Source organism: Halobacillus sp. KGW1 (assembly GCF_001592845.1).
Lineage (GTDB): Bacteria > Bacillota > Bacilli > Bacillales > Halobacillaceae > Halobacillus.
Map to the genome: position 1 here is coordinate 1,463,010 of NZ_LSOC01000002.1, position 20,535 is coordinate 1,483,544.

General features: G+C 44.6%; 20 protein-coding genes and 1 pseudogene. 5 read left to right on the top strand and 16 right to left on the bottom strand.

Annotated features, from left to right (window positions below):
* Window positions 1–30 precede the first annotated feature (30 nt).
* Window positions 31–1,005, top strand: coding sequence for a hypothetical protein (locus AXG56_RS08295; RefSeq protein WP_062513993.1), 975 nt, complete (start codon window positions 31–33; stop codon window positions 1,003–1,005).
* Here AXG56_RS08295 and AXG56_RS19435 read toward each other — a convergent pair.
* Window positions 983–1,153 carry a hypothetical protein gene (locus AXG56_RS19435; protein ID WP_161484906.1) on the bottom strand — a complete coding sequence of 57 codons (171 nt, stop codon included), beginning with the start codon at window positions 1,151–1,153 and terminating at the stop codon, window positions 983–985. The two genes, AXG56_RS08295 and AXG56_RS19435, sit on opposite strands and share 23 nt — an antisense overlap.
* A 249-nt stretch (window positions 1,154–1,402) precedes the next feature.
* Between AXG56_RS19435 and AXG56_RS08300 the strand changes: the two genes are divergently transcribed.
* From AXG56_RS08300 to AXG56_RS08310, 3 genes are all read left to right on the top strand, one after another.
* On the top strand, window positions 1,403–1,816 hold the full coding sequence (locus AXG56_RS08300; protein WP_369815266.1) for an ImmA/IrrE family metallo-endopeptidase: 414 nt from the start codon (window positions 1,403–1,405) through the stop codon (window positions 1,814–1,816).
* 84 nt (window positions 1,817–1,900) lie between these two features.
* The gene (locus AXG56_RS08305) at window positions 1,901–2,437 is read left to right on the top strand and encodes a hypothetical protein (RefSeq protein ID WP_062513996.1); all 537 of its coding nucleotides are present in this window, start codon (window positions 1,901–1,903) and stop codon (window positions 2,435–2,437) included.
* A 74-nt stretch (window positions 2,438–2,511) separates the two neighbouring features.
* Window positions 2,512–2,703 carry a hypothetical protein gene (locus tag AXG56_RS08310; protein WP_062513998.1) on the top strand — a complete coding sequence of 64 codons (192 nt, stop codon included), beginning with the start codon at window positions 2,512–2,514 and terminating at the stop codon, window positions 2,701–2,703.
* A gap of 64 nt (window positions 2,704–2,767) precedes the next feature.
* On the opposite strand, the gene AXG56_RS08315 is transcribed toward AXG56_RS08310, so the two are convergent.
* The 6 genes from AXG56_RS08315 to AXG56_RS08340 all read right to left on the bottom strand — a co-directional run bounded on the left by AXG56_RS08315 (window position 2,768) and on the right by AXG56_RS08340 (window position 9,370).
* Window positions 2,768–2,956 carry a LuxR C-terminal-related transcriptional regulator gene (locus tag AXG56_RS08315; RefSeq protein WP_062514000.1) on the bottom strand — a complete coding sequence of 63 codons (189 nt, stop codon included), beginning with the start codon at window positions 2,954–2,956 and terminating at the stop codon, window positions 2,768–2,770.
* Window positions 2,957–3,050: 94 nt separating this feature from the next.
* Window positions 3,051–3,704 carry a response regulator transcription factor gene (locus AXG56_RS08320; RefSeq protein WP_008635212.1) on the bottom strand — a complete coding sequence of 218 codons (654 nt, stop codon included), beginning with the start codon at window positions 3,702–3,704 and terminating at the stop codon, window positions 3,051–3,053.
* Window positions 3,701–6,025 (bottom strand): sensor histidine kinase, encoded by a 2,325-nt coding sequence (locus tag AXG56_RS08325; RefSeq protein WP_008635213.1) that lies wholly within the window; start codon window positions 6,023–6,025, stop codon window positions 3,701–3,703. Before AXG56_RS08325 ends, AXG56_RS08320 begins: the two co-directional genes overlap by 4 nt.
* Window positions 6,026–6,154: 129 nt before the next feature.
* Window positions 6,155–6,919, bottom strand: coding sequence for a succinate dehydrogenase iron-sulfur subunit (gene sdhB / locus AXG56_RS08330; RefSeq protein WP_008635214.1), 765 nt, complete (start codon window positions 6,917–6,919; stop codon window positions 6,155–6,157).
* A gap of 18 nt (window positions 6,920–6,937) precedes the next feature.
* The gene (gene sdhA, locus AXG56_RS08335; RefSeq protein ID WP_026577128.1) at window positions 6,938–8,689 is read right to left on the bottom strand and encodes a succinate dehydrogenase flavoprotein subunit; all 1,752 of its coding nucleotides are present in this window, start codon (window positions 8,687–8,689) and stop codon (window positions 6,938–6,940) included.
* A 60-nt stretch (window positions 8,690–8,749) separates the two neighbouring features.
* Window positions 8,750–9,370 carry a succinate dehydrogenase cytochrome b558 subunit gene (locus AXG56_RS08340; RefSeq protein ID WP_008635225.1) on the bottom strand — a complete coding sequence of 207 codons (621 nt, stop codon included), beginning with the start codon at window positions 9,368–9,370 and terminating at the stop codon, window positions 8,750–8,752.
* Between the two features lie 323 nt (window positions 9,371–9,693).
* Here AXG56_RS08340 and AXG56_RS08345 point away from each other — a divergent pair, with 323 nt between their 5' ends.
* Complete coding sequence (locus AXG56_RS08345) at window positions 9,694–10,137, top strand: YslB family protein (protein ID WP_026577126.1); 444 nt, start codon at window positions 9,694–9,696, stop codon at window positions 10,135–10,137.
* A gap of 38 nt (window positions 10,138–10,175) precedes the next feature.
* On the opposite strand, the gene uvrC is transcribed toward AXG56_RS08345, so the two are convergent.
* The 9 genes and pseudogenes from uvrC to AXG56_RS08390 all read right to left on the bottom strand — a co-directional run bounded on the left by uvrC (window position 10,176) and on the right by AXG56_RS08390 (window position 20,532).
* Complete coding sequence (gene uvrC, locus AXG56_RS08350; protein WP_008635229.1) at window positions 10,176–11,963, bottom strand: excinuclease ABC subunit UvrC; 1,788 nt, start codon at window positions 11,961–11,963, stop codon at window positions 10,176–10,178.
* A 117-nt stretch (window positions 11,964–12,080) separates the two neighbouring features.
* A pseudogene (gene trxA / locus AXG56_RS08355) lies at window positions 12,081–12,404 on the bottom strand (thioredoxin); the annotation flags it as partial.
* 131 nt (window positions 12,405–12,535) lie between these two features.
* Window positions 12,536–13,516 carry an electron transfer flavoprotein subunit alpha/FixB family protein gene (locus tag AXG56_RS08360; protein ID WP_008635233.1) on the bottom strand — a complete coding sequence of 327 codons (981 nt, stop codon included), beginning with the start codon at window positions 13,514–13,516 and terminating at the stop codon, window positions 12,536–12,538.
* A 25-nt stretch (window positions 13,517–13,541) separates the two neighbouring features.
* Window positions 13,542–14,315, bottom strand: coding sequence for an electron transfer flavoprotein subunit beta/FixA family protein (locus tag AXG56_RS08365; protein WP_008635234.1), 774 nt, complete (start codon window positions 14,313–14,315; stop codon window positions 13,542–13,544).
* An 18-nt stretch (window positions 14,316–14,333) separates the two neighbouring features.
* Window positions 14,334–15,107, bottom strand: coding sequence for an enoyl-CoA hydratase (locus AXG56_RS08370; RefSeq protein WP_008635238.1), 774 nt, complete (start codon window positions 15,105–15,107; stop codon window positions 14,334–14,336).
* A gap of 14 nt (window positions 15,108–15,121) precedes the next feature.
* Window positions 15,122–15,715 carry a TetR/AcrR family transcriptional regulator gene (locus AXG56_RS08375; protein ID WP_026577123.1) on the bottom strand — a complete coding sequence of 198 codons (594 nt, stop codon included), beginning with the start codon at window positions 15,713–15,715 and terminating at the stop codon, window positions 15,122–15,124.
* A gap of 97 nt (window positions 15,716–15,812) precedes the next feature.
* Window positions 15,813–17,513: an AMP-binding protein gene (locus AXG56_RS08380; protein WP_026577122.1), complete on the bottom strand. Its 1,701-nt coding sequence runs from the start codon at window positions 17,511–17,513 to the stop codon at window positions 15,813–15,815.
* 235 nt (window positions 17,514–17,748) lie between these two features.
* On the bottom strand, window positions 17,749–18,156 hold the full coding sequence (locus AXG56_RS08385; RefSeq protein ID WP_008635244.1) for a DUF350 domain-containing protein: 408 nt from the start codon (window positions 18,154–18,156) through the stop codon (window positions 17,749–17,751).
* Window positions 18,157–18,183: 27 nt separating this feature from the next.
* On the bottom strand, window positions 18,184–20,532 hold the full coding sequence (locus AXG56_RS08390) for an endonuclease MutS2 (protein ID WP_008635249.1): 2,349 nt from the start codon (window positions 20,530–20,532) through the stop codon (window positions 18,184–18,186).
* Between the last annotated feature and the right edge of the window lie 3 nt (window positions 20,533–20,535).

The window sequence follows — 20,535 nt, forward strand, 5'->3', positions numbered from 1 at the left end:
CAAATTTAGCTTTATTAGGAGGCAATAACCATGAGAGAGATACTTTATTTGGATACAGACTTCTTACATTCATTTTTAGCTCAAACGAATGGAGGACTTCCCACTGATTACACGAACGAGTTTGAAGAGTCTTCATTTGAAAACTTAGAACAAATGCAGGGCCATCAGTCAAAAAATTTTACAGAGTTAGAAGGGAAAAGTGGCAAGTTTAGTATACCCACTATAGTGGAAACACCTGAAGGCGGTATAAAACTGCATTTCGAACCAGGAAAGTATAGTGCTGAAAAGACTTTTTGGCAAGAATCTGATGTAGGCAGGGAATTAATATCAAAAAAATTACATGATAACTCTTTAATTGAGTTCGAAAGATATTTAGAAGAAAATTCCTCACTTACACAATTAACTGTTATAGACGACGAAAAAGGTTACGTTTTAATAGAATCAAGTTTTGAACTGATAGATCTTAACACTTTTGAAATCGCATTCTCTGAAGGTATGGTAGATATGCAAGTGAAGGAAATGAAAAGCTTGAAGGACAATGAACTCACTGAGATAAACCAAGACTCTAAACTTACATCTAAAGAACAAAAACAACAAAGAGACGAAGTAAATAAGATTTTCAATGCAGAATCTAAAAAAGTATCTGAAGAATTCACAGAATACAGAGAAATTTTAGGAATGCTAAAAAAGTTTATGCCCTCAAATGTATTCATAAAAACCACGAACGCAATTGCACCTTTGAAGGAAAATTTTCTAAGGGAAAACAGAAATATGATGCTTTTTAAATATGGTAATAGATATGACGGAGCAAAAGTTAAGGTTCTCGCAAAAATAACTCGTAAATTAGAAAAAAAAGGAGAACCTAATTCGTTTAATGAGAAAGATGCTATAAGAGAAAGTATAGAAGTGTTTAAAGGGGCGACAGATGAAATGCTAATTGAGCATCTAAATCTGGTTCAGAATGGAGATTTTGTAGTGAATCCTATTGCTGTTTATTTCGAATAATTTTTCTCATTTTTGAGCGCTTTTCGAGGCGCTCTTTTGCTTTGTTTATGTCCTTAGAAATTTTGTTATGAAAATCCAAGCTAGAATCCTGCTCTTTTTCCATAAGATCAAATCCCTTTTTTATAAAGTTGTTTACTCTTTTATTCATTGGCAGACAACTCCTCTTAATCTAGCACTTTGATTTATTATAAAATTTTTTTTGCATTTTTTAAAGTATCTTTTGTATTCTAATTGAAAACGGGAACAATTGTTCGTATAATTATTATAGAGGACGGTGATTATCTTGTATTTTCCTACTTACAATACTACACATTTGGAAGACTGGGTTACCAACTGGTACATACGAATGCGAATAAGTAACCCTAATCAACTGAAAGCTGTAACGATAGCAAGAAAAATGGACATATTTCTCCACCGGAAACCCATATCTCCCAGCTACCTCATACATGGAAGATATAAAGGGATCACCCTAGACGCCCGCGAAGACAAGCTGGTACAGAAGGAACAGTTTTATCATGAACTTGGACATATCCTCCGACACGTAGGCATCCAGTCCATGATGCCTGACGCCTTTCGAGAGCTTCAAGAGAGGGACGCACGACACTTTACCCTTTATGCAGCACTTCCGTATCACATGGTCTCTAAATACGATTTAAGCGATCCTCATATTATTGAGCGGTGGGTGAATGATTTTAAAGTCACCCACAAACTCTGTGTGGATAGAATAAATATCATTAAAAACCGTAGCTTAAAATATGAATGTCATGAAAGTCTTGACAAAACAACCCTCTTAAAGCAGATTTACGGATAGTACTTTCCCAAGTTACATCCCCTACAAGTTAATATTTGTTTATGGTAGCATTTTATTTGTCGAAAGAAATTGTAAAATTTCGACTTGGTAAACAGAACAAAGGAGGAATTCATTATTTTTGTTAGAAAAAAATTCACTGTTGTGGCTTTAGCAGTGGGTCTTGCAGCTGGAGTTGGTTTTTCAACTAATGTGGTAGCAGCTGAGGAGATTACAAAAGAAAGTATTAACACAAACAAGGATGTATCAGTAAAAAAAATAAGTGATGGAGCTATTGTTTCTCCCGATGCAAATGCGCACCACCCAGGCCCTGTAGGTACTGTAGATTGGCACACAGACCGAGTAATCCGTTCCAGTATTTCAAGAGATCATAATGGAGTGACTTTTACTACAACACTTCTTCTTGGTATAGCTAGAATGCCAATTCCTGCAGCAATAGATTTGGCTAACTCGGCTACGCAGTTAGGTTATAAAAATTTATGGTACACAAAGTTCAAACAAAGAGGAATTGACAGAAGTACAGGAGCTGAATACACTAGAGATCTTACATATTGGTACAAAGATAATTTACGTACCAAATTAATTGATGTAACTAAGAGCGAGCCAAGAAGATATATGTATTAACCGATAAACATTACCTTTAAAATTATTATATTATTAAGTATAATTAATATAATCAACCATTTAGGAGGGTTAGCATGAGTTTAAACAAAAAGCTAATAATCATCCAGATAATTGTTTCTGCTACCCTATTATCTGCATTAATAATAGTATTTAGCAATGGGAAAATGGCGTACGTTTATCCGCTAATGGCGCTAGGTTTTGTTTTACTTATTATTCAAAGTAGGATACAAGGAAAGATTAAAAGAGCACAAAAAAGCAATCAGTAGCAATAAAACGAAAAGCCCTGGCAATTGCCAGGGCTTTTCGTTTTATTATTTAGAAAACAACTACTTAATCATTAACAACAGATGGTTTGCAAAAGGTACTCATAGCATTTGAAATGTGATTCCGCACAGTCTTCTCTGAAATGAAGAGCTCTTTTGCGATCTCCCTAGTCGTTTTATCCTGCACCAGAAGCTCGAAAACTTCTCGCTCCCGCTTGGTAAGAATTTGTGTTGGCCGATAGCCGTCCTCCTTCACAAGCGTACCCCTCCTTGTTGTCTCTGAGCTGAGCGAGGGGAATTATTTAGTCAATGTTATCGTATGAGGCATAAGGTTGCCCTGTGCTTCGCTTTCAAGATTTAGTCACAAGCCCGAGTTCCTGCGCTTTGAAGAGGGCTTCTGTACGGGATCTTACATTCAGCTTATTGAAAATCCCGGTAAGCGTGTATTCCACACTCCGCTGTGACATATGCAGCAGCTGGGCAATCTCACGGTTCGTTAAGCCGGATGCCACTTCCTTAAGAATCGACTGTTCTTTCTCATTTAAGGAGAGGCCGTTATTCTTCTCTTTCTCCTCCGCATTTCCACTGACGCTTGCTTCTGAGCGGCGCAGCTGTTTAAAGAGATGAAGGGGAATAACGACTTCATCTCTTGCGGCGCATCGAATAGCGGTCAACAGCTGCTCACTTGTCGCGGTTTTGCTTACAAAACCGTTAATGTCTGCTTCGACCAGCATATTGAAGTGTGTGCTCAAGTCGAACCCTGTATAGATGAGAAGCTTGATGTCCGGGTAGTTATTGCGTATTTTTTTCGCGAGTTCAATACCATTTATGCCGGGCATGTATAAATCCAGCAAAGCGATATCATAATCGTTTTCTTCCATAATGGAAAGAACCATTTCATTATCGTGGGTGACATCCACGACAAGATCTCCTTCTTGTTCCAGCATTGCTTTCGTCCCGGCTCCAACAGCCGGGTGGTCATCTACAATTAATACTTGCTTCATACATGGACCTCCTTGCTCGCCGTACAAGGAAAAGTAACAATTGTTTTAAATCCTTCCCCAGGCGATGTTTCTATCGATAAGTTTCCGTTTAAACCATTTACCCGCTGTTCAATTCCCGATAGGCCGATATGGGAAAATAAATCCCGTTGAACCGAGTAGTCCATCCCTCTACCGTTATCAGAATATAAAAGCATTACATGATCCTCGTTACTGGACAGCGACAGTTTTACGATCTTCGCATCGGAATGTTTCATCGCATTTGTCAACAGTTCCTGTACAATTCGGAAGATTGCCAGAATCCGCTCCTGATCCAATTCAGCGTCGAAACGCTCATGCGCAAAATACACCGTGAAATTAGAGCGGAGCTGATATTGCTGAATCAGATTTTTCAAGGATTGTACAAGTCCAAGCTCTTCTATGAAAGCAGGACGGAGCTCGTTGCATGTTTCTCTAATTAAATGAATGCTGTCAAGGAGTGACTCCTTATACATCAGCAGTTCTGAATGAAGACTCTTTGGAAGGTCTTTTCGCTGACTGATCAAATCGTCCATGCGCCGATATAAGTACAGCTGCTCCTGAAGAACCGTATCGTGCAGGTCAATGGAAAGCTGCTTCCTCTGATTTTCTGCGATCGTGAAAAGAAGTCGAGAAAGCCACGTTGGATACTTCTGTGTCTGATCGCTTCTCAGTTTGCGTAACTCCTTTACAAGATCCTCAATCAGGCTCATGTTCTGAATAGCGATGTTCGCATTATAGGAAATCGTCTGAAGGTACGTCTTCTCATCTCTGTTCAAGGATGTGTAGTCCTTCTTCCCTTTACACCACATCATCGTGACCTTATCCATGGTGTAACCTACGACGAACCCGAAGCCCTTATCCGTCTCGATAATGGAACCGATATCGTAAGAATAGTCTTGGTAATGGTTATCAAAATGATCAATGATATCCTGCGGAATGGGGTCATACACACAATAGACTTTTCTTCTATTATGTTTGGAATAGAAGTACATTTCCCGGACGTTCAGGACATTCTTTACCTCTTCGCGCATCACCCTCATCAGATCGACCGCGTTGGACTGTTCCTTCATATCCTGCGCCATCCGGTGCATACTTTCCTGGTAACTGTATCGTGCTGAGAACATATAGGGCTGCAGCCGGAAATCCAGAACTTCTTTGATGGATAAGAAAATGATAAGCACGATGTGATAAGAAAGATAAATTTGAACGTTCGTTACAATGGACATTTCCGCCTGTACAAAGAAGTTTGTTGCTGTTGTCAACAGAAGACTGGGAAGGGCCGATAACAGGGAATAGTACCGCACCCTGCTTATGACGAAATTGATATCAATCAGCCGCTCCCTCGTCACTAAGTATAGAAACGTTACAGGAAGTGCAAGCAGAAACATCGCCGCCAATTCCAACGAAATAACTTTGACGCCGAATACCAGCGCTGGAAGGAGATAAAGAGCTATATATGGACCGAAAGCGATGGTGATACCGATGGCCATGTACTTGAATATTGGTGCTTCCGGGAAGTCTCTGTGAATATAGAGCCCCCTGAAAACGATCAAGAACAGAACAATATATAGACCAAGCAGAAGATACGGCGGGACAGGATCAAACCATCCCGGGTAATCACGACGCATTAAAAAGAAACTTTCCGCAAGAGATACTGCTAAGACAAGCACGTATAAGCAGTAAACTACCTTCTTGGAAAACCAGGTTATTTTTAATTCTTTAAAGTAGTTATAAATAAATTGCATCAACATAACGGGAGCCGCCAGAAACAGGCTCGTGTTGAGAAAAAGACTGTACAAGTCATCCCGGACTGCCCCGCTGTTGCTGATGTATCCAGTGGCGATGGCCAAAAAGAACAAAATCAATTGCTTGGCTGAAAAGCGTTCCGGCACCCGTTTATGAACTAAATAAGAGATTCCTAATATAAATACAAAGAAAACAGCGGGAAGAATAATATATAAAGCCCAGTGCCACGGACTCGAGTGATCAATATGGTCGTATTGAATCTCCTCGCCTTGATATTGAACGGTGAAAGAAGAGGCCATCTCCACTTCATGGAACATGTTGACCGACCGGTGCTCTCCCGGATCCTTACCGTCAACAGAAAGCAGCTCTGCCCCTTCAGGAACCTGATGCTTGTCCCCCCAGCTGCCGCTCTGCACATCTGTCGTCACCCAGGTCCCGTCTTTAAATTCAACATCGATCCCGAGAAACGGCTGCGTGATGGATAATAAGATTAAGTAACAGGCAGATATAAGGAAGAACGCTAAGATTATCCACTGCTGCCATTTGAATTTCTGCAAGAAGACTCACCCTTTAACTAAAGTCAATCATTCCTATTATACTATCGATCTATCGACCATCAACCCCACGAACCCTCTTAGAGTCAAAAACCCCCTCCAGCCTGAGAAGACCGAAGGGGGTTTTTCCGCTTATATGCGTTTGTCACTTCCAAAGAAGCTCTTAAAGGATTCGATTGCTGTATCGCGGTTAAGTGCTGCGATGGATGTCGTCAAAGGGATCCCTTTCGGACAAGCCTGCACACAGTTCTGCGCATTACCGCAGCCCATTAAGCCTTCTTCATCCATGATCGTCTGCAGTCGCTCGCTCTTATTCAACTCTCCAGTTGGGTGGGAGTTAAATAGACGCACCTGCGATAGAGGAGCAGGACCAATGAAATCTGATTTGCTGTTAACGTTCGGACAAGCCTCCAAGCAGACACCACATGTCATACACTTGGATAGTTCGTAAGCCCATTGGCGTTTGCTTTCCGGCATCCTCGGTCCCGGACCAAGGTCGTACGTTCCATCAATAGGGATCCAGGCTTTCACTTTTTTCAGTGAGTCGAACATACGGGAACGATCGACAGCAAGGTCTCTATTGATCGGGAACGTGGACATCGGCTGCAGGCGGATCGGCTGTTCCAGCTGATCGACAAGCGCCGTACACGATTGACGCGGCGTGCCGTTGATGACCATGGAGCAGGCGCCGCAGACTTCTTCCAGGCAGCCCATATCCCAATAGACAGGCGTCGTCTTTTCGCCATCCGCATTTACGGGGTTACGACGAATTTCCATGAGAGCAGAGATGACGTTCATATTCTGACGGTATGGCACCTCAAACTTCTCTTCGTATGACGGCTCATCCGGATGATCCTGGCGGGTAATAATCAACGTAATCGTTTTATTTTCACTCATCATCCATGACCTCCTTTATTATTTACTCTTCGAATAGTCTCGTTTACGAGGTTCAATCAGGGATGTATCTACTTTGTCATAACGGAAGACCGGTTTATTGTTTTCCTTATCGTAGCTGGCGACGGTCGTCTTCAACCATTCTTCATCATTACGTTCCGGGTAATCAGGCTTGTAATGGGCGCCGCGGCTTTCGTTACGGTTATAAGCTCCCTGGGTAATAACACGGGCCAACTGCAGCATATTCCACAGCTGACGGGTAAACATAGCTCCCTGGTTACTCCACCTGGAAGTATCATTGATGTTGATCCGCTTGTATCGTTCCATCAATTCGACAATCTTCTCATCTGTTTTCAGAAGCTTGTCATTTTGACGAACCACAGTCACGTTATCCGTCATCCATTCCCCTAGTTCTTTATGAAGCTGGTAGGCGTTCTCATCGCCGTCCATCTTCAGAATTTCATCGAATTTCTCCTGTTCTTCCTTCACTTTCGCGTCAAAGAGCGTGGAAGACATATCATCAGCAAGCTTCTCCAGCCCGTCCAAATATTTCACTGCGTTCGGTCCTGCGACCATGCCGCCATAAATAGAAGAAAGCAGAGAGTTTGCCCCAAGTCGGTTTCCACCGTGCTGCGTGTAATCACATTCTCCAGCAGCAAAAATACCAGGAATGTTTGTCATTTGGTCATAGTCGACCCACATACCACCCATGGAATAGTGAACGGCAGGGAAGATCTTCATCGGTACTTTACGAGGATCTTCGCCTACGAACTTCTCATAAATTTCGATGATCCCTCCCAATTTGACATCCAATTCTTTTGGATCTTTATGGGATAGGTCCAGGTACACCATGTTTTCACCGTTAATACCAAGCTTCTGGTTGACACATACATCGAAAATTTCACGGGTTGCAATATCACGCGGCACCAAGTTTCCATAGGCCGGGTATTTCTCTTCAAGGAAATACCAAGGTTCGCCATCCTTATACGTCCAAACACGGCCGCCTTCCCCGCGGGCAGACTCACTCATCAGTCGGAGTTTATCATCGCCGGGGATCGCTGTCGGGTGAATCTGAATGAACTCACCGTTTGCATAATCGACACCCTGCTGGTAAAGAGCTGCTGCAGCTGAACCAGTATTAATGACAGAGTTCGTCGATTTACCGAAAATGATTCCAGGACCTCCGGTAGCCATGATGACAGCATCAGAAGGAAACGCCTTTATTTCATGGGAGCTGAGGTTTTGACCGATGACACCTCTGCCGACACCCGAATCATCGATAATGGCGGAAAGAAATTCCCAATTCTCATATTTTGTTACAAGGCCGTTTACTTCGTGTCTACGGACTTGTTCATCCAACGCATATAACAGCTGCTGCCCCGTTGTTGCACCGGCGAACGCTGTACGGTGGTGCTGTGTTCCCCCGAAGCGGCGGAAATCAAGCAGTCCTTCCGGTGTACGGTTGAACATGACACCCATACGATCGAGCAGGTGGATGATCCCAGGCGCCGCTTCACACATAGCCTTAACAGGCGGTTGGTTGGCAAGGAAGTCCCCTCCGTAAACCGTATCGTCAAAGTGTTCCCAAGGAGAGTCCCCTTCTCCTTTTGTGTTAACCGCCCCGTTGATACCGCCCTGGGCACAGACAGAGTGAGAACGTTTAACAGGAACGATCGAGAGCAAATCCACGTGAACCCCTTGTTCAGCTGCTTTAATTGTTGCCATTAGGCCGGCAAGTCCTCCACCGACAACAACAATATTTTTATTAGTCATGATTGAAGCTCACTCCCTTGAATACTATAAATCGATCAAAGTTATGTTTCTATAAATCTATTATATTCCGTATGCGAATTGAATCAGTGTACGTACACCTACGTAAGAAATCGCCAGGAAGACGATGATGCTTACATAAGTCATGATCTTTTGAGAGCGTGGAGAAACAGTGATTCCCCAGCTGACAAAGAAGGACCATAGACCGTTAGAGAAGTGGAAAGTAGTTGAAACCACCCCTACTATGTAGAACCAGAAGAAGAACGGTTCAGTAAGGATACTCTCCATCAGTTGATAGTTCAGATCCGCCCAGCCAAAGCCGATGGCAATTCTTGTTTCCCATACGTGCCACGCAATGAAAATGAGCGTAATAATTCCTGTAATCCGCTGAAAGATGAACATCCAGTTTCTGAAATAACTGAAATTGGAGATGTTACTCGTAGCTGTGAATGCAATATACACCCCATAAATAGAGTGGAAAAGTAGTGGTAAAAAGATAATGAAAATCTCCAGTACATAACGATATGGCAGACTCTCCATAAAGTGAGCCGCCGCGTTGAATGCTTCTGGACCACGTGTTGCAAAATAGTTCACAGTCAAGTGTTGGATCAAAAAGATCCCGATCGGTACTACTCCTAGCAGTGAATGCAGTCTTCGATTGACGTATCCGCGTGTTCCCGCCATATTTACCCCCCTCAGATGATAACTGATTGAAAATGAACATTATTCAGACAGTTAAGCGCTTTAATAACGCTTAAAAAAATAATAGGAAAAGCCCCAAATTCCCAAGTTGTCTGACCAATGTGCAATTTGTGACAAGTTCATTGTACTTCTATCCTTTATTAGCGTCAAGAAAGCTAATCCATATATTGCTCAAAAAAACACATTTATTTCCTATTCCCTTCATATCCCTTCTTTTTGTTCACTTTTTTGCCATCGCCCCCGTAAAAATACAGAAAGGATATTGCGGACTTTTTCGTTTCGAGTGATAATGAGGGTAGAAAGGAATGAGCGTTTTGAAAGAATCTACGAAGTTAACAACGAGCAACATTTCATCGCTTGTAGGCACAGGGGCCGGATTCGACCTGATGCGGTACTACACCTTACCGGATTTCTTAGGGAAAGACGCCCCTTACCTTCTCTACTACATGGGTAAAAACATGGCAAGACAAACAGAAATGGAAACCTTTGATGAACTTTATGAATTTTTCCAGTACATGGGATGGGGAGAACTTGTTCTCATTCACGATAAGAAGAAAGAAATGCTGTTTCATTTGAAGGGCCACATCATTGAGAAGCGCCTTCATCAAAAGCTGTTCCCCGTCGACTTTCGTTTGGAGTGCGGCTTCTTATCAGAAATGATCCAAGCGATCGCAGGCGATACATACGAGTGTTTTGAAGAATTGGATAAAAAACAAAATTTGGTGGAAATAAAGGCGCTGAAAGGCTGAAGGTACTTAACTCCGACCATAAAAAGAAGAACCAGCTGTCATTCAGCTGGTTCTTCTTCATTTAAATGGTCAAGAATCGTCTGCGCGACCGGTTCGGGTACACCGAGCTTCGTAATTTCAGTCGGGTCCGCTTCTTTAATGGCCTGTATAGATTTAAAATGACGGAGCAGAAGCCGTCTGCGTTTTTCCCCTACGCCGGGGATGCTGTCCAATTCCGACTGGATCGCTCCTTTTCCGCGCAGCTGGCGGTGAAAAGAAATAGCAAAACGGTGCACTTCATCCTGAATTCTTTGGACAAGGTAAAACTCCTGCGATTTCCGGTCAAGATCTATCGGGACAGGCGGTTCTCCATAAAGAAGTTCACTCGTCTTGTGTTTATCGTCCTTCGCCAACCCGCAGAGCGGGACGTCAAGACCCAGCTCATTCTCCAGGACGTCAAGAGCCGCTGTCATCTGCCCTTTCCCGCCGTCCACAACAATAAGATCCGGGAGAGGGAGATTCTCTTTAAGAACCCGCGTATATCTTCTTCGAATGACCTCCCGCATGGTCTCATAATCATCCGGCCCTTTTACGTCTCTTACCTTATACTTTCTGTATTCCTTCTTATTCGGCTTTCCATCAATAAATACGACCATCGCAGACACCGGATCCGCTCCTTGGATGTTCGAGTTATCGAAAGCTTCTATCCGGTGCGGCGTTTCGATATGCAGATGGCTGCCCAACGACTCCACGGCTTTAATTGTCCGCTCTTCATCACGCTCAATCAAGGCGAACTTCTCCTCTAAAGAAATCTGGGCGTTCTTCCTGGCGAGTTCCACCAGTTCCTTCTTACGCCCCCGCATCGGAATATGGACTTTCGTATCCAACGCTCCTTCCAGAACATTCACATCCGTAGCCACAGGGACCAACACCTGCTTCGGATACGGATGATTTTGATGGAGATAAAATCGTCCGATATAGCTGAGGAACGTCTCTTCCGGGTCGTCAAAAAATGGAAAAAGAGCGACGTCTCTTTCAATAAGCTTCCCTTGACGTACGAAGAATACCTGAACACACATCCATCCTTTATCCACAGCATAACCAAAAATGTCTCTGTCTACTTGATCGTTCATCGTCATTTTCTGCTGTTCCATGACCGATTCAATATGTTCGATTTGATCCCTTAACTCCTTCGCACGCTCAAAGTCCAGCGCTTCCGAAGCCTGAAGCATCTTGTTCTTCAGGTCTTTCTTGATCTCTTTATGTCCTCCGCTCAGGAAAGAGGTGATGCTCTGTACGATGTCTTCATTTGTTTCCTTGGAAACAGGAAATTCACAGGGGCCGAGACACTGATGCATGTGGTAATACAAACAAACACGGTCCGGCATCGTATTGCACTTCCTAAGAGGATACAGTCGATCAAGAAGCTTCTTCGTTTCACGAGCGGCAATAACGTTCGGGTACGGTCCGAAATACTTCCCTTTATCCTTCTTCACGTTTCTCGTGACAATGAGGCGAGGATGACGTTCTCCTGTTACTTTCAAGTATGGATAGGTTTTATCATCCTTCAACAGGACATTGTACTTGGGGTCGTACTTCTTAATTAAGTTCATCTCGAGAATTAGGGCTTCAATTTCAGAAGTCGTTACAATATACTCAAAGTTTACAATTTCCCGCACCAGCCTCTGGGTCTTCCCGTCATGAGCGCCGGTAAAATAAGAGCGTACGCGGTTTTTTAAAACTTTGGATTTCCCCACATAAATAACGGTATCGTTCTTATCTTTCATCAAATAGCAGCCGGGTTGGTCGGGCAGAACGGCCAGTTTCTCTTTAATAATTGAATTCATACACGTTCACCCCATCCCTTCAAGAAGTTATATATTGAAAATACCACAATGGCAGGAAATTATGCATGTTAAAAGCCGCGCTGCTGAGCAGCGCGGCTTGAAAGGAATGGTATCCCCTTATGCGTGTTTCGAAACCAATTCAGCTAGAGCTTCCTTAGGTTGGAATCCGATTACTTGATCAACGACTTGACCGTCTTTGAACAGAAGCAGTGTCGGAATACTCATAACACCGAATTTGCCGGCTGTTTCTTGGTTTTCATCCACGTCAAGTTTGACGATTTTCACTTTGTCGCTCATTTCAGCGTCCAATTCTTCAAGGACAGGAGCGATCATTTTACATGGACCGCACCATGGTGCCCAGAAGTCTGCAAGAACAAGTCCTTGACTTGTTTCTTCGGTGAAGTTTTGGTCAGTTGCTTTTACAATTGCCATACAATAATTCCTCCTCGACCTTTTAAGTCTGTTTAGAGTATATCACTATCTATTTTTAGTGACTAACAATTTGTTTATACCTTATTTAAACATGTATGAAAGCCGAAGCCAAATATTTGGCTTCGGCTTCTAAGTTCAGCTTATGCATTCACTTTTATTTGTTTCACTTCTTCAATCAATTTTGGTACGACATCAAAAAGATCTCCGACAATCCCGTAATCCGCGACGTTGAAAATATTCGCTTCCGGATCTTTGTTGATTGCGACTATGATTTTAGAGTTCGACATACCGGCAAGGTGCTGGATCGCTCCTGAAATTCCGCAGGCAATGTACAAATCAGGCGTAACGACTTTTCCGGTCTGACCGATTTGGAGGGAGTAATCACAGTATCCTGCATCACACGCTCCACGGGAAGCTCCCACTGTCCCGCCAAGGACTTCTGCAAGCTTCTCTAATGGTTCAAATCCTTCCGCACTCTTCACGCCTCTGCCTCCGGCCACAATCACTTTCGCCTCTGATAGATCGACACCGTCTGAAGATTTGCGAATAACATCTTTAATGATTGTACGAATGTTAGAGATCTCTACATCTTTCGTGGAGACGTCCCCGGTCAGAGAATCGTCACGGGTCAGAGCTGGTATGTTGTTAGGACGGATCGTTGCAAAAATGAGACCCTCCGTGATTTTTTTCTTTTCAAAAGCTTTTCCGGAATAGATGGGACGGGTGAAAATCGTTTCTCCACCTTCCACGACGACCTCCGTCGCATCAGATACAAGACCGGAACCCAGTTTGCTTGCCAGTTTCGGCGCAAGGTCTTTTCCTACTGCCGTATGACCAAGGACGATCCCGTCTGGCGATTCATCCTGAATGACTTGATGGACTGCCTGACCGTGCCCGTCAGATGTATACGTTTTCAATTCTGGGTTTGAAATAGTGATGACCCTCGCTGCACCATGATAAACCATTTCCTGTCCCATCGCTTCGAGGTTACCATCACCGCACAAAACTCCGACGACTTCTCCACCGTCGCTGATCAAATGAGCAGCCGCGATCGCTTCGAACGTGACATTACGCAGGCTTCCTTCTCTTGCTTCTCCGATTACCAGTACCTTCTTACTCATAACCATTCTCCTCTCCCTTCTCTATTTACAGTACTTTCGCTTCTGTTTTCAGTAAGGAAACAAGTTCTTTCACCTGTTCATCCACTTCACCTTCAAGAACTTTACCTGCTTCTTTCTCAGGAGGAAGGTATATTTCCACCGTCTTTGTTTTCGCCTCTACATCGTCTTCTTCCAGATCCAAGTCATCCAACTCCAGTTCCTCGAGTGGTTTTTTCTTGGCCTTCATAATACCCGGGAGAGAGGGATAACGAGGTTCGTTAAGCCCTTGCTGACAGGTGACAAGAAGTGGCAGAGACGTTTCGACTTTTTCCACATCTCCCTCAACATCGCGTTCGATTTGGACCGTCGTGCCATCGATTTCTATATTTGTAATCGTCGTTACACAAGGGATATCCAGTCTTTCCGCTAAGCGGGGACCGACTTGCCCACTGGCTTCATCGATCGCAACATTTCCACCTAAGATGATATCCACGTTTTTATCTTCAAAGAAGGCTTCTAATATCTTCACGGTCGTAAAAGCATCCCCGTCTTCCAGATCATCCTCCGTATTGATCAATACAGCTTTATCCGCTCCCATTGCAAGTGCTGTACGAAGCTGTTTCTCGGACTCTTCTTCCCCGATCGTCACGACCGTCACTTCTCCCCCGTGAGCGTCGCGGAGGGTGATCGCTTCCTCAACGGCATACTCATCATAGGGGTTGATGATAAATTCCGCACCGTCCTCCTGGATGGCTCCGTTTTTAACTGCTATTTTCTCTTCCGTATCAAACGTCCTCTTCAACAACACGTAAATATTCATCCTTCATACCCTCCAGTACTATTGATCTCGGAACGCAGGGTTCCGTTTTTCGATAAACGCTTGAATTCCCTCTTTGGCGTCCTCATTGCCGAACACGGCACCGAATGCCTCTGCTTCTGCCCTTACGCCTTCTTCCAAACGGGAGGTGTGGGCATAAGGAATCAACTTCATGACCTGATGGATGCCGGGGCCGCTCTTAGCAGCTATCTTCGCAGCAAGCTTTTCAGCCTGTGCGTGCAGCTCTTCTACAGGATAGCTGTGGTTGGCGAGACCAAGCCGGACAGCATCCTCCCCCGAAATCGGGGTCCCTGTAAGTATCATTTCATAAGCCTTTGCCACTCCTACATAACGCGGAAGACGCTGCGTCCCTGCGAAACCGGGCAGAATCCCGAGATTCATTTCAGGAAGACCAAGCTTGGCATCCGAAGAAACGACCCGGATGTGACAAGCCATGGCAAGTTCAAGCCCGCCTCCCAAGGCAGCCCCGTGAATGACGGCGATGACTGGAATGTGGAACTTCTCAATCCGGTCGAAGAGCTGCTGTCCTCTGCCGGCAAGCGCCTCATAGTCGGACGCCCCCTGTAAAGAGGTGAATTCTTTAATATCCGCGCCCGCTGAGAAGAACTTCCCTTCCCCTTTCAAGAGGATTGCTTTTACGGATTTGTCTGCTTCTATTTCGTTCAACTGTTGTTCTAAATCCTTTAAAATTGCGGATGATAAGGCGTTCGCAGGGGGACTTTCTATAGTGACCTCCGCAACATTACCTTTGACTTTACATGCCAGTGTGGACAAAGCGATTCGCTCCTTTATGATGAATGATTACGGGTCAACCCACGAATGATCAAGCTATGGACTTCTTCCGCCTGGTCTGCTATGTTATAGCGCTGCTCGTTCATTACCCAATTTGTCACCGTCTCATCCATCGTTCCGAAAATCATCTGACGAACGAGACGGCGGTCCAAATCGCTCCGGAACAGCTTTTCCTCTACACCTTCTTCCACGATCTGATCGATGACATCCAAATATCTTTTCAATACCTGGTTGATCTTCAACCGCAGGTCTTTGTTGGATTGTCTCAACTCCAATTGTGTGACGACCGCAAGATGGTGGTCCGCTGCCAGCTGCTCATAATGTGTTTCGATCAACGTTAAGAGCTTCTCTTCCGCTGACTGCTTCGAGGTTGTTTCCTGCTCGATCCTTTCGATGAATTGCCCCATCTTTTCCTGAAACAAAGAAACGAGAATATCCTCTTTGTTTTTGAAATAAAGATAGATGGTTCCATCTGCCACTCCTGCTTTTTTGGCTATCTTTGATACCTGTGAGGAATGGTAGCCATTTTCAGCAATGACTTCGACTGCTGCATCTATAATTTGTTTGAACTTTGGTTTGTCTTTCTTCATGAATATCTCCTGCCCATCTTCACTGAAAATGAATGAATCATCATTCATCTATTATTCTACATACAGGAGAATATTCTGTCAACTTTCTTCGAGAAATTTACTGGATGCTCTCTGCATCCTCATATTTCTGCCGCTCCTCTTCCACTAACGACCGCCTCAGTATTTTACCTACAGCCGTCTTGGGAAGTTCCTCCCGGAATTCATAGAGCCTCGGTACTTTATAAGCGGCAATATTTTTTCTGCAGTATTCATTTAATTCTTCTTCCGTGATGTCGCTTCCTTGTTTTTTCACGATAAAAGCTTTGACCGTCTCTCCTCTGTAAGGGTCCGGCACACCGACAACGACTGCCTCCTGAATCTCCGAATGCTCATAAAGTACCTCTTCGACTTCTCTTGGATAGATGTTATAACCTCCGGCAATGATCATATCCTTTTTCCGATCAACAATGTAGAAATATCCGTCCTCGTTCATGTACCCCATGTCACCTGTCCGGAACCAACCGTCCTCGCTCAACACCTGAGCTGTTTCCTCCGGCTTATTCCAGTACCCTTTCATCACCTGCGGTCCTTTGACGGCGATTTCTCCTATTTCACCAAAAGGAGCTTCCACATCAGACTCCATTTGAATAATTTTGGCATCTGTATCCGGCCAAGGGATTCCTACACTTCCACTCACCCGTTTGCCCCAAATCAAGTTGGAGTGTGTCGTCGGTGACGTTTCCGTCAAACCATACCCTTCGACAAGCTTACCTCCGGTAACCGCCTCGAAACGTTCCTGTACTTCCACTGGAAGCGGCGCAGACCCGCTGATACACGCTTCAATAGAAGAAAGATCATATTTCTGCAGATTCGGATGATTGAGAAGAGCGATATAGATAGTAGGCGCTCCGGGGAATAAAGTAGGCTTTCTTTTTTCAATCACTTTCAGCACGTCTTCTGCTTCAAACTTCGGCATCAGAATGATTTCATTAGCCATCATGACAGAAAGGTTCATGACAGAGGTCATCCCGTACACATGAAAAAAAGGAAGTATTGCAAGAACAGACTCTTTCCCTTCTTCACATTTATACAGCCATTTCTGTGCCATTTGAGTATTAACTACCAAATTGTAATGGGTGAGCATGACACCTTTCGGAAACCCTGTCGTTCCTCCTGTGTACTGCAGCAGCGCCAAATCTTCCACGGCATCCACGTCCACCGCTTTGAAGGAATGGTTCTTCTTCAGCACGCCGGGCCACAAATGAGTATCCATCGACTGCTCCGGCTTTACCAATACTTGATACTGCCGCTTTTGGATGAACGGATAGATTTTATTTTTCGGGAAGGGGAGATAATCCTTTATACCGGTCACAAGGATATGTTCCAGCGAAGTCTCCGCTTTTACATTTGCGGCTTTAGGGTACAGAATATCGAGGCAGATGATCATTTTCGCCCCGGAATCCTTCAATTGATATTCCAGCTCTCTTTCCATATACAGCGGGTTTGTCTGTACTACAATTCCTCCTGCCATCAGTACCGCATAGTAAGATATGACCGACTGTGGACAGTTGGGGAGCATGATCGAAACCCTATCCCCCTTCTCCAAACCAAGATATTGGAGATACCCGGCCACGGTGACAGCCTGTTCGTAGACTTCCTGATACGTCATTTCCTTCCCCATAAAATAAAGCGCTTTCTTTTCTCCGTGACGTTCGGCGCTTTCTTTCAAATAATCGTGGATCGGACGCTTATCGTAATCGATTTGGACAGGGACCTCCGGCGGATAATATTGATGCCAAGGACGCTGAAAGGTTGTCATACGTAAATGCCTCCCTTATTTAGGTCTTCTACTCCATTATAACTATTCAACCGGGACATTTGAAATATAATTTCTAATTTTGAAAATATTTCAAACGACATTTTTCGCACAAAACTGTAAAAAAAGCTCTTCTGTTAAGAAGAGCTTTCATAAGATGAAGAAAAGGACACCAATAAGTAAAAATAATGCAGCTACGACCAACAATATTCTCGCCAGCGTTTCCATGGCTTCCCCCTTAAATGATATTCGCACCAATGACGTAGGAAAGTCCGACAGAAATGACAAGGGAGATAAATCCTACCGCACGGTTATCCTCTTCAATTTCCCGATCGATTTTAAAAGAGGGAGTGAGAAACTCAAAGATGAAGTAGCCGAATAACAGAAGAACGAAGCCGTAAAGGCCCCACCCCATCGTCATCAGCAAGGAGTCATTATGCTGGATGGAGAAGCGGAAGATATTCGCCACTCCGAATATCTTACCCCCTGTAGCCATTGCCACGGCCATATTCCCCTTTTTTATCTCTTTCCAATTATTATAGGATGTTACTGCTTCGAATACCGCCATGGAAACGACCAGACAGAGAACGACGACGCTGTATCTGGCTGCGGTTTCCACAAGCGTAATTTCCCAAAAACCATCCATTCTTCCTGCTCCTTTCTCTACTGAAGTTTAACGGAGCTCCAAGACGGTGACCCCGCTGCCTCCTTCGTTCATGCCTCCGGCACGGTGTCCGGAAATACTACGATGGTTCTTTGCGAAATTCTGAACACCGGTACGCAGCGCCCCTGTTCCTTTTCCGTGAATAATGGACACCGTCGGATATCCGGCGAGAAGCGCGTCGTCGATATACTTCTCCAGACGATTAAGAGCATCTTCATACCTTTCCCCGCGCAAATCGAGTTCCGCTTTCACATGGAAGCTCTTCCCTTTGACCGTTGCCATCGGTTTTTCTTTATACGGTTCTTTGGCTTTGACGAATTCCAAGTCTTTTTGTTTTGCTTTTACCTTCATAACGCCTACTTGTACCTGATACTCATTCTTGCCTGTCTTTTCAACGATGGTACCTTGTTGGTTGAGGGTAAGAAGTTTGACTTCATCCCCAGGCTGTAATTCCTTCTGCGTCTGCTTAGGCTTGGCAGGCTGTGCCTTAGGTTTCTTGCTTGTAAGTTCCGGTTGTGCCTCTTCGAACATCTTGCGGGCTTCAATCCATTCATGTTCTTTCATACCTGCCTGGGACTTCATGTTGCGGATTACACTAACGATTTCCTCGGCTTCTTCTTTCGCCTTCCTAATCGCCTTCTCCGCCTTCGCTTCGGCTTTCTCATAAAGCTTCTCCCGTTGTTGTTCAAACTGGTTCCACTTAACCTGAAGCTCGTTACGAAGCTTCTCTGCTTCCTCCAGCATCTGCTCTGCTTCTTCGTAATCTTTTTCTGCTCCCCGTTTGGATTCTTCCAAGGAGGCAATCATGTTCTCGACGCTCTGAGAATCGACACCGACATGCCCCTTGGCATCATCGATGATGGATTCATCCAGTCCGAGTCTTCTGGAAATCTCAAATGCATTACTGCGCCCCGGGACGCCGATCAAAAGACGGTACGTCGGTTTCAATGTTTGAATGTCAAATTCTACGGATGCATTGATGACACCAGGGCGATTATAACCATATGCTTTCAATTCCGGGTAGTGGGTCGTTGCAATAACCCGGGCATCTCTTCTTACGACTTCATCCAAAATGGACATGGCAAGAGCGGCACCTTCCTGAGGGTCCGTCCCCGCACCCAGCTCGTCAAACAGAACGAGCGAACGGTGGTCGACACGATTCAGGATGTCAACAATATTCGTCATGTGGGAAGAAAAGGTGGATAGACTTTGTTCTATGGACTGTTCATCCCCAATGTCAGCGAACACTTCATCAAACACAGCCAGCTCACAGCCATCCAAAGCCGGCACCTGTAAACCGGATTGAGCCATCAAGGTAAATAATCCGACCAGTTTAAGCGTTACGGTTTTACCACCGGTGTTTGGTCCTGTGATGACGATGGACGTATAATCCTCTCCAAGTTCTACATCGTTCGGAACGACTTCTTCGGCTGGAATGAGCGGGTGTCGGGCCTGTTTCATCTTAATGATGCCCTTATCGTTCATTTTTGGCATGGACGCTTTCATACTTGCACCGAGTTTAGCCCGGGCGAACATAAAGTCGATATCCCCAAGGATTGTCACGTTTTCATAGAGTGGACTATTGTACTCCGCGATGGTCTGGGACAACTCTTTCAAGATGCGTTCCACTTCATTCTTTTCCTGTACCCGTGCTTCCTGGAGCTGATTGTTCAAATCGACTACCGTCTGGGGTTCAATGAACAAGGTGGCTCCTGATGAAGACTGGTCGTGTACAATACCACCTATCGATCCTCTATATTCCTGCTTTACGGGCAGGACATAGCGTTCATTTCGGATGGTAATGATGGAATCGGACAACATTTTGGACTTAGACCTGGTGAAAGACTCCATTCTCTCCCGTACGCGGCTTTCATTCGTACGGATTTTAGAACGAATGGTACGGAGTTTATCCGAAGCTCCGTCCATCACCTTTCCATTTTCATCAATGCAGTGTCTGATCTCATCTTCCAATTCTTTCATCGGGTCAATACCTAGGACCATTTCCCGAAGGATCGGCATTTCCGGTTCTTCCATTTCTTCTACGAAGCGTTTGAGCTGACGACCGCCGTAAATGGTACTGGCAATATCCAAGCACTCGGTGGCGCTGAGTATCCCACCGATCGTGGTCCGTTTCAAACTCGGTTTAATATCAAAAATTCCCCCTAAAGGAATATGTCCTTTCAAGCGCAGGACCTGTGCCGCTTCATCTGTTTCCTGCTGCTTCACCAGCACCTCTCCCAAATCGGAAGAGGGTTTAAGAGCGGCAGTCTTCTCTTTTCCAAGCGAGGAAGCCGCTTTACCGCTCAATTGATCAATAATTTTTTTGAATTCCAGTGTACGGAGAATTCGTTCATTCATGCA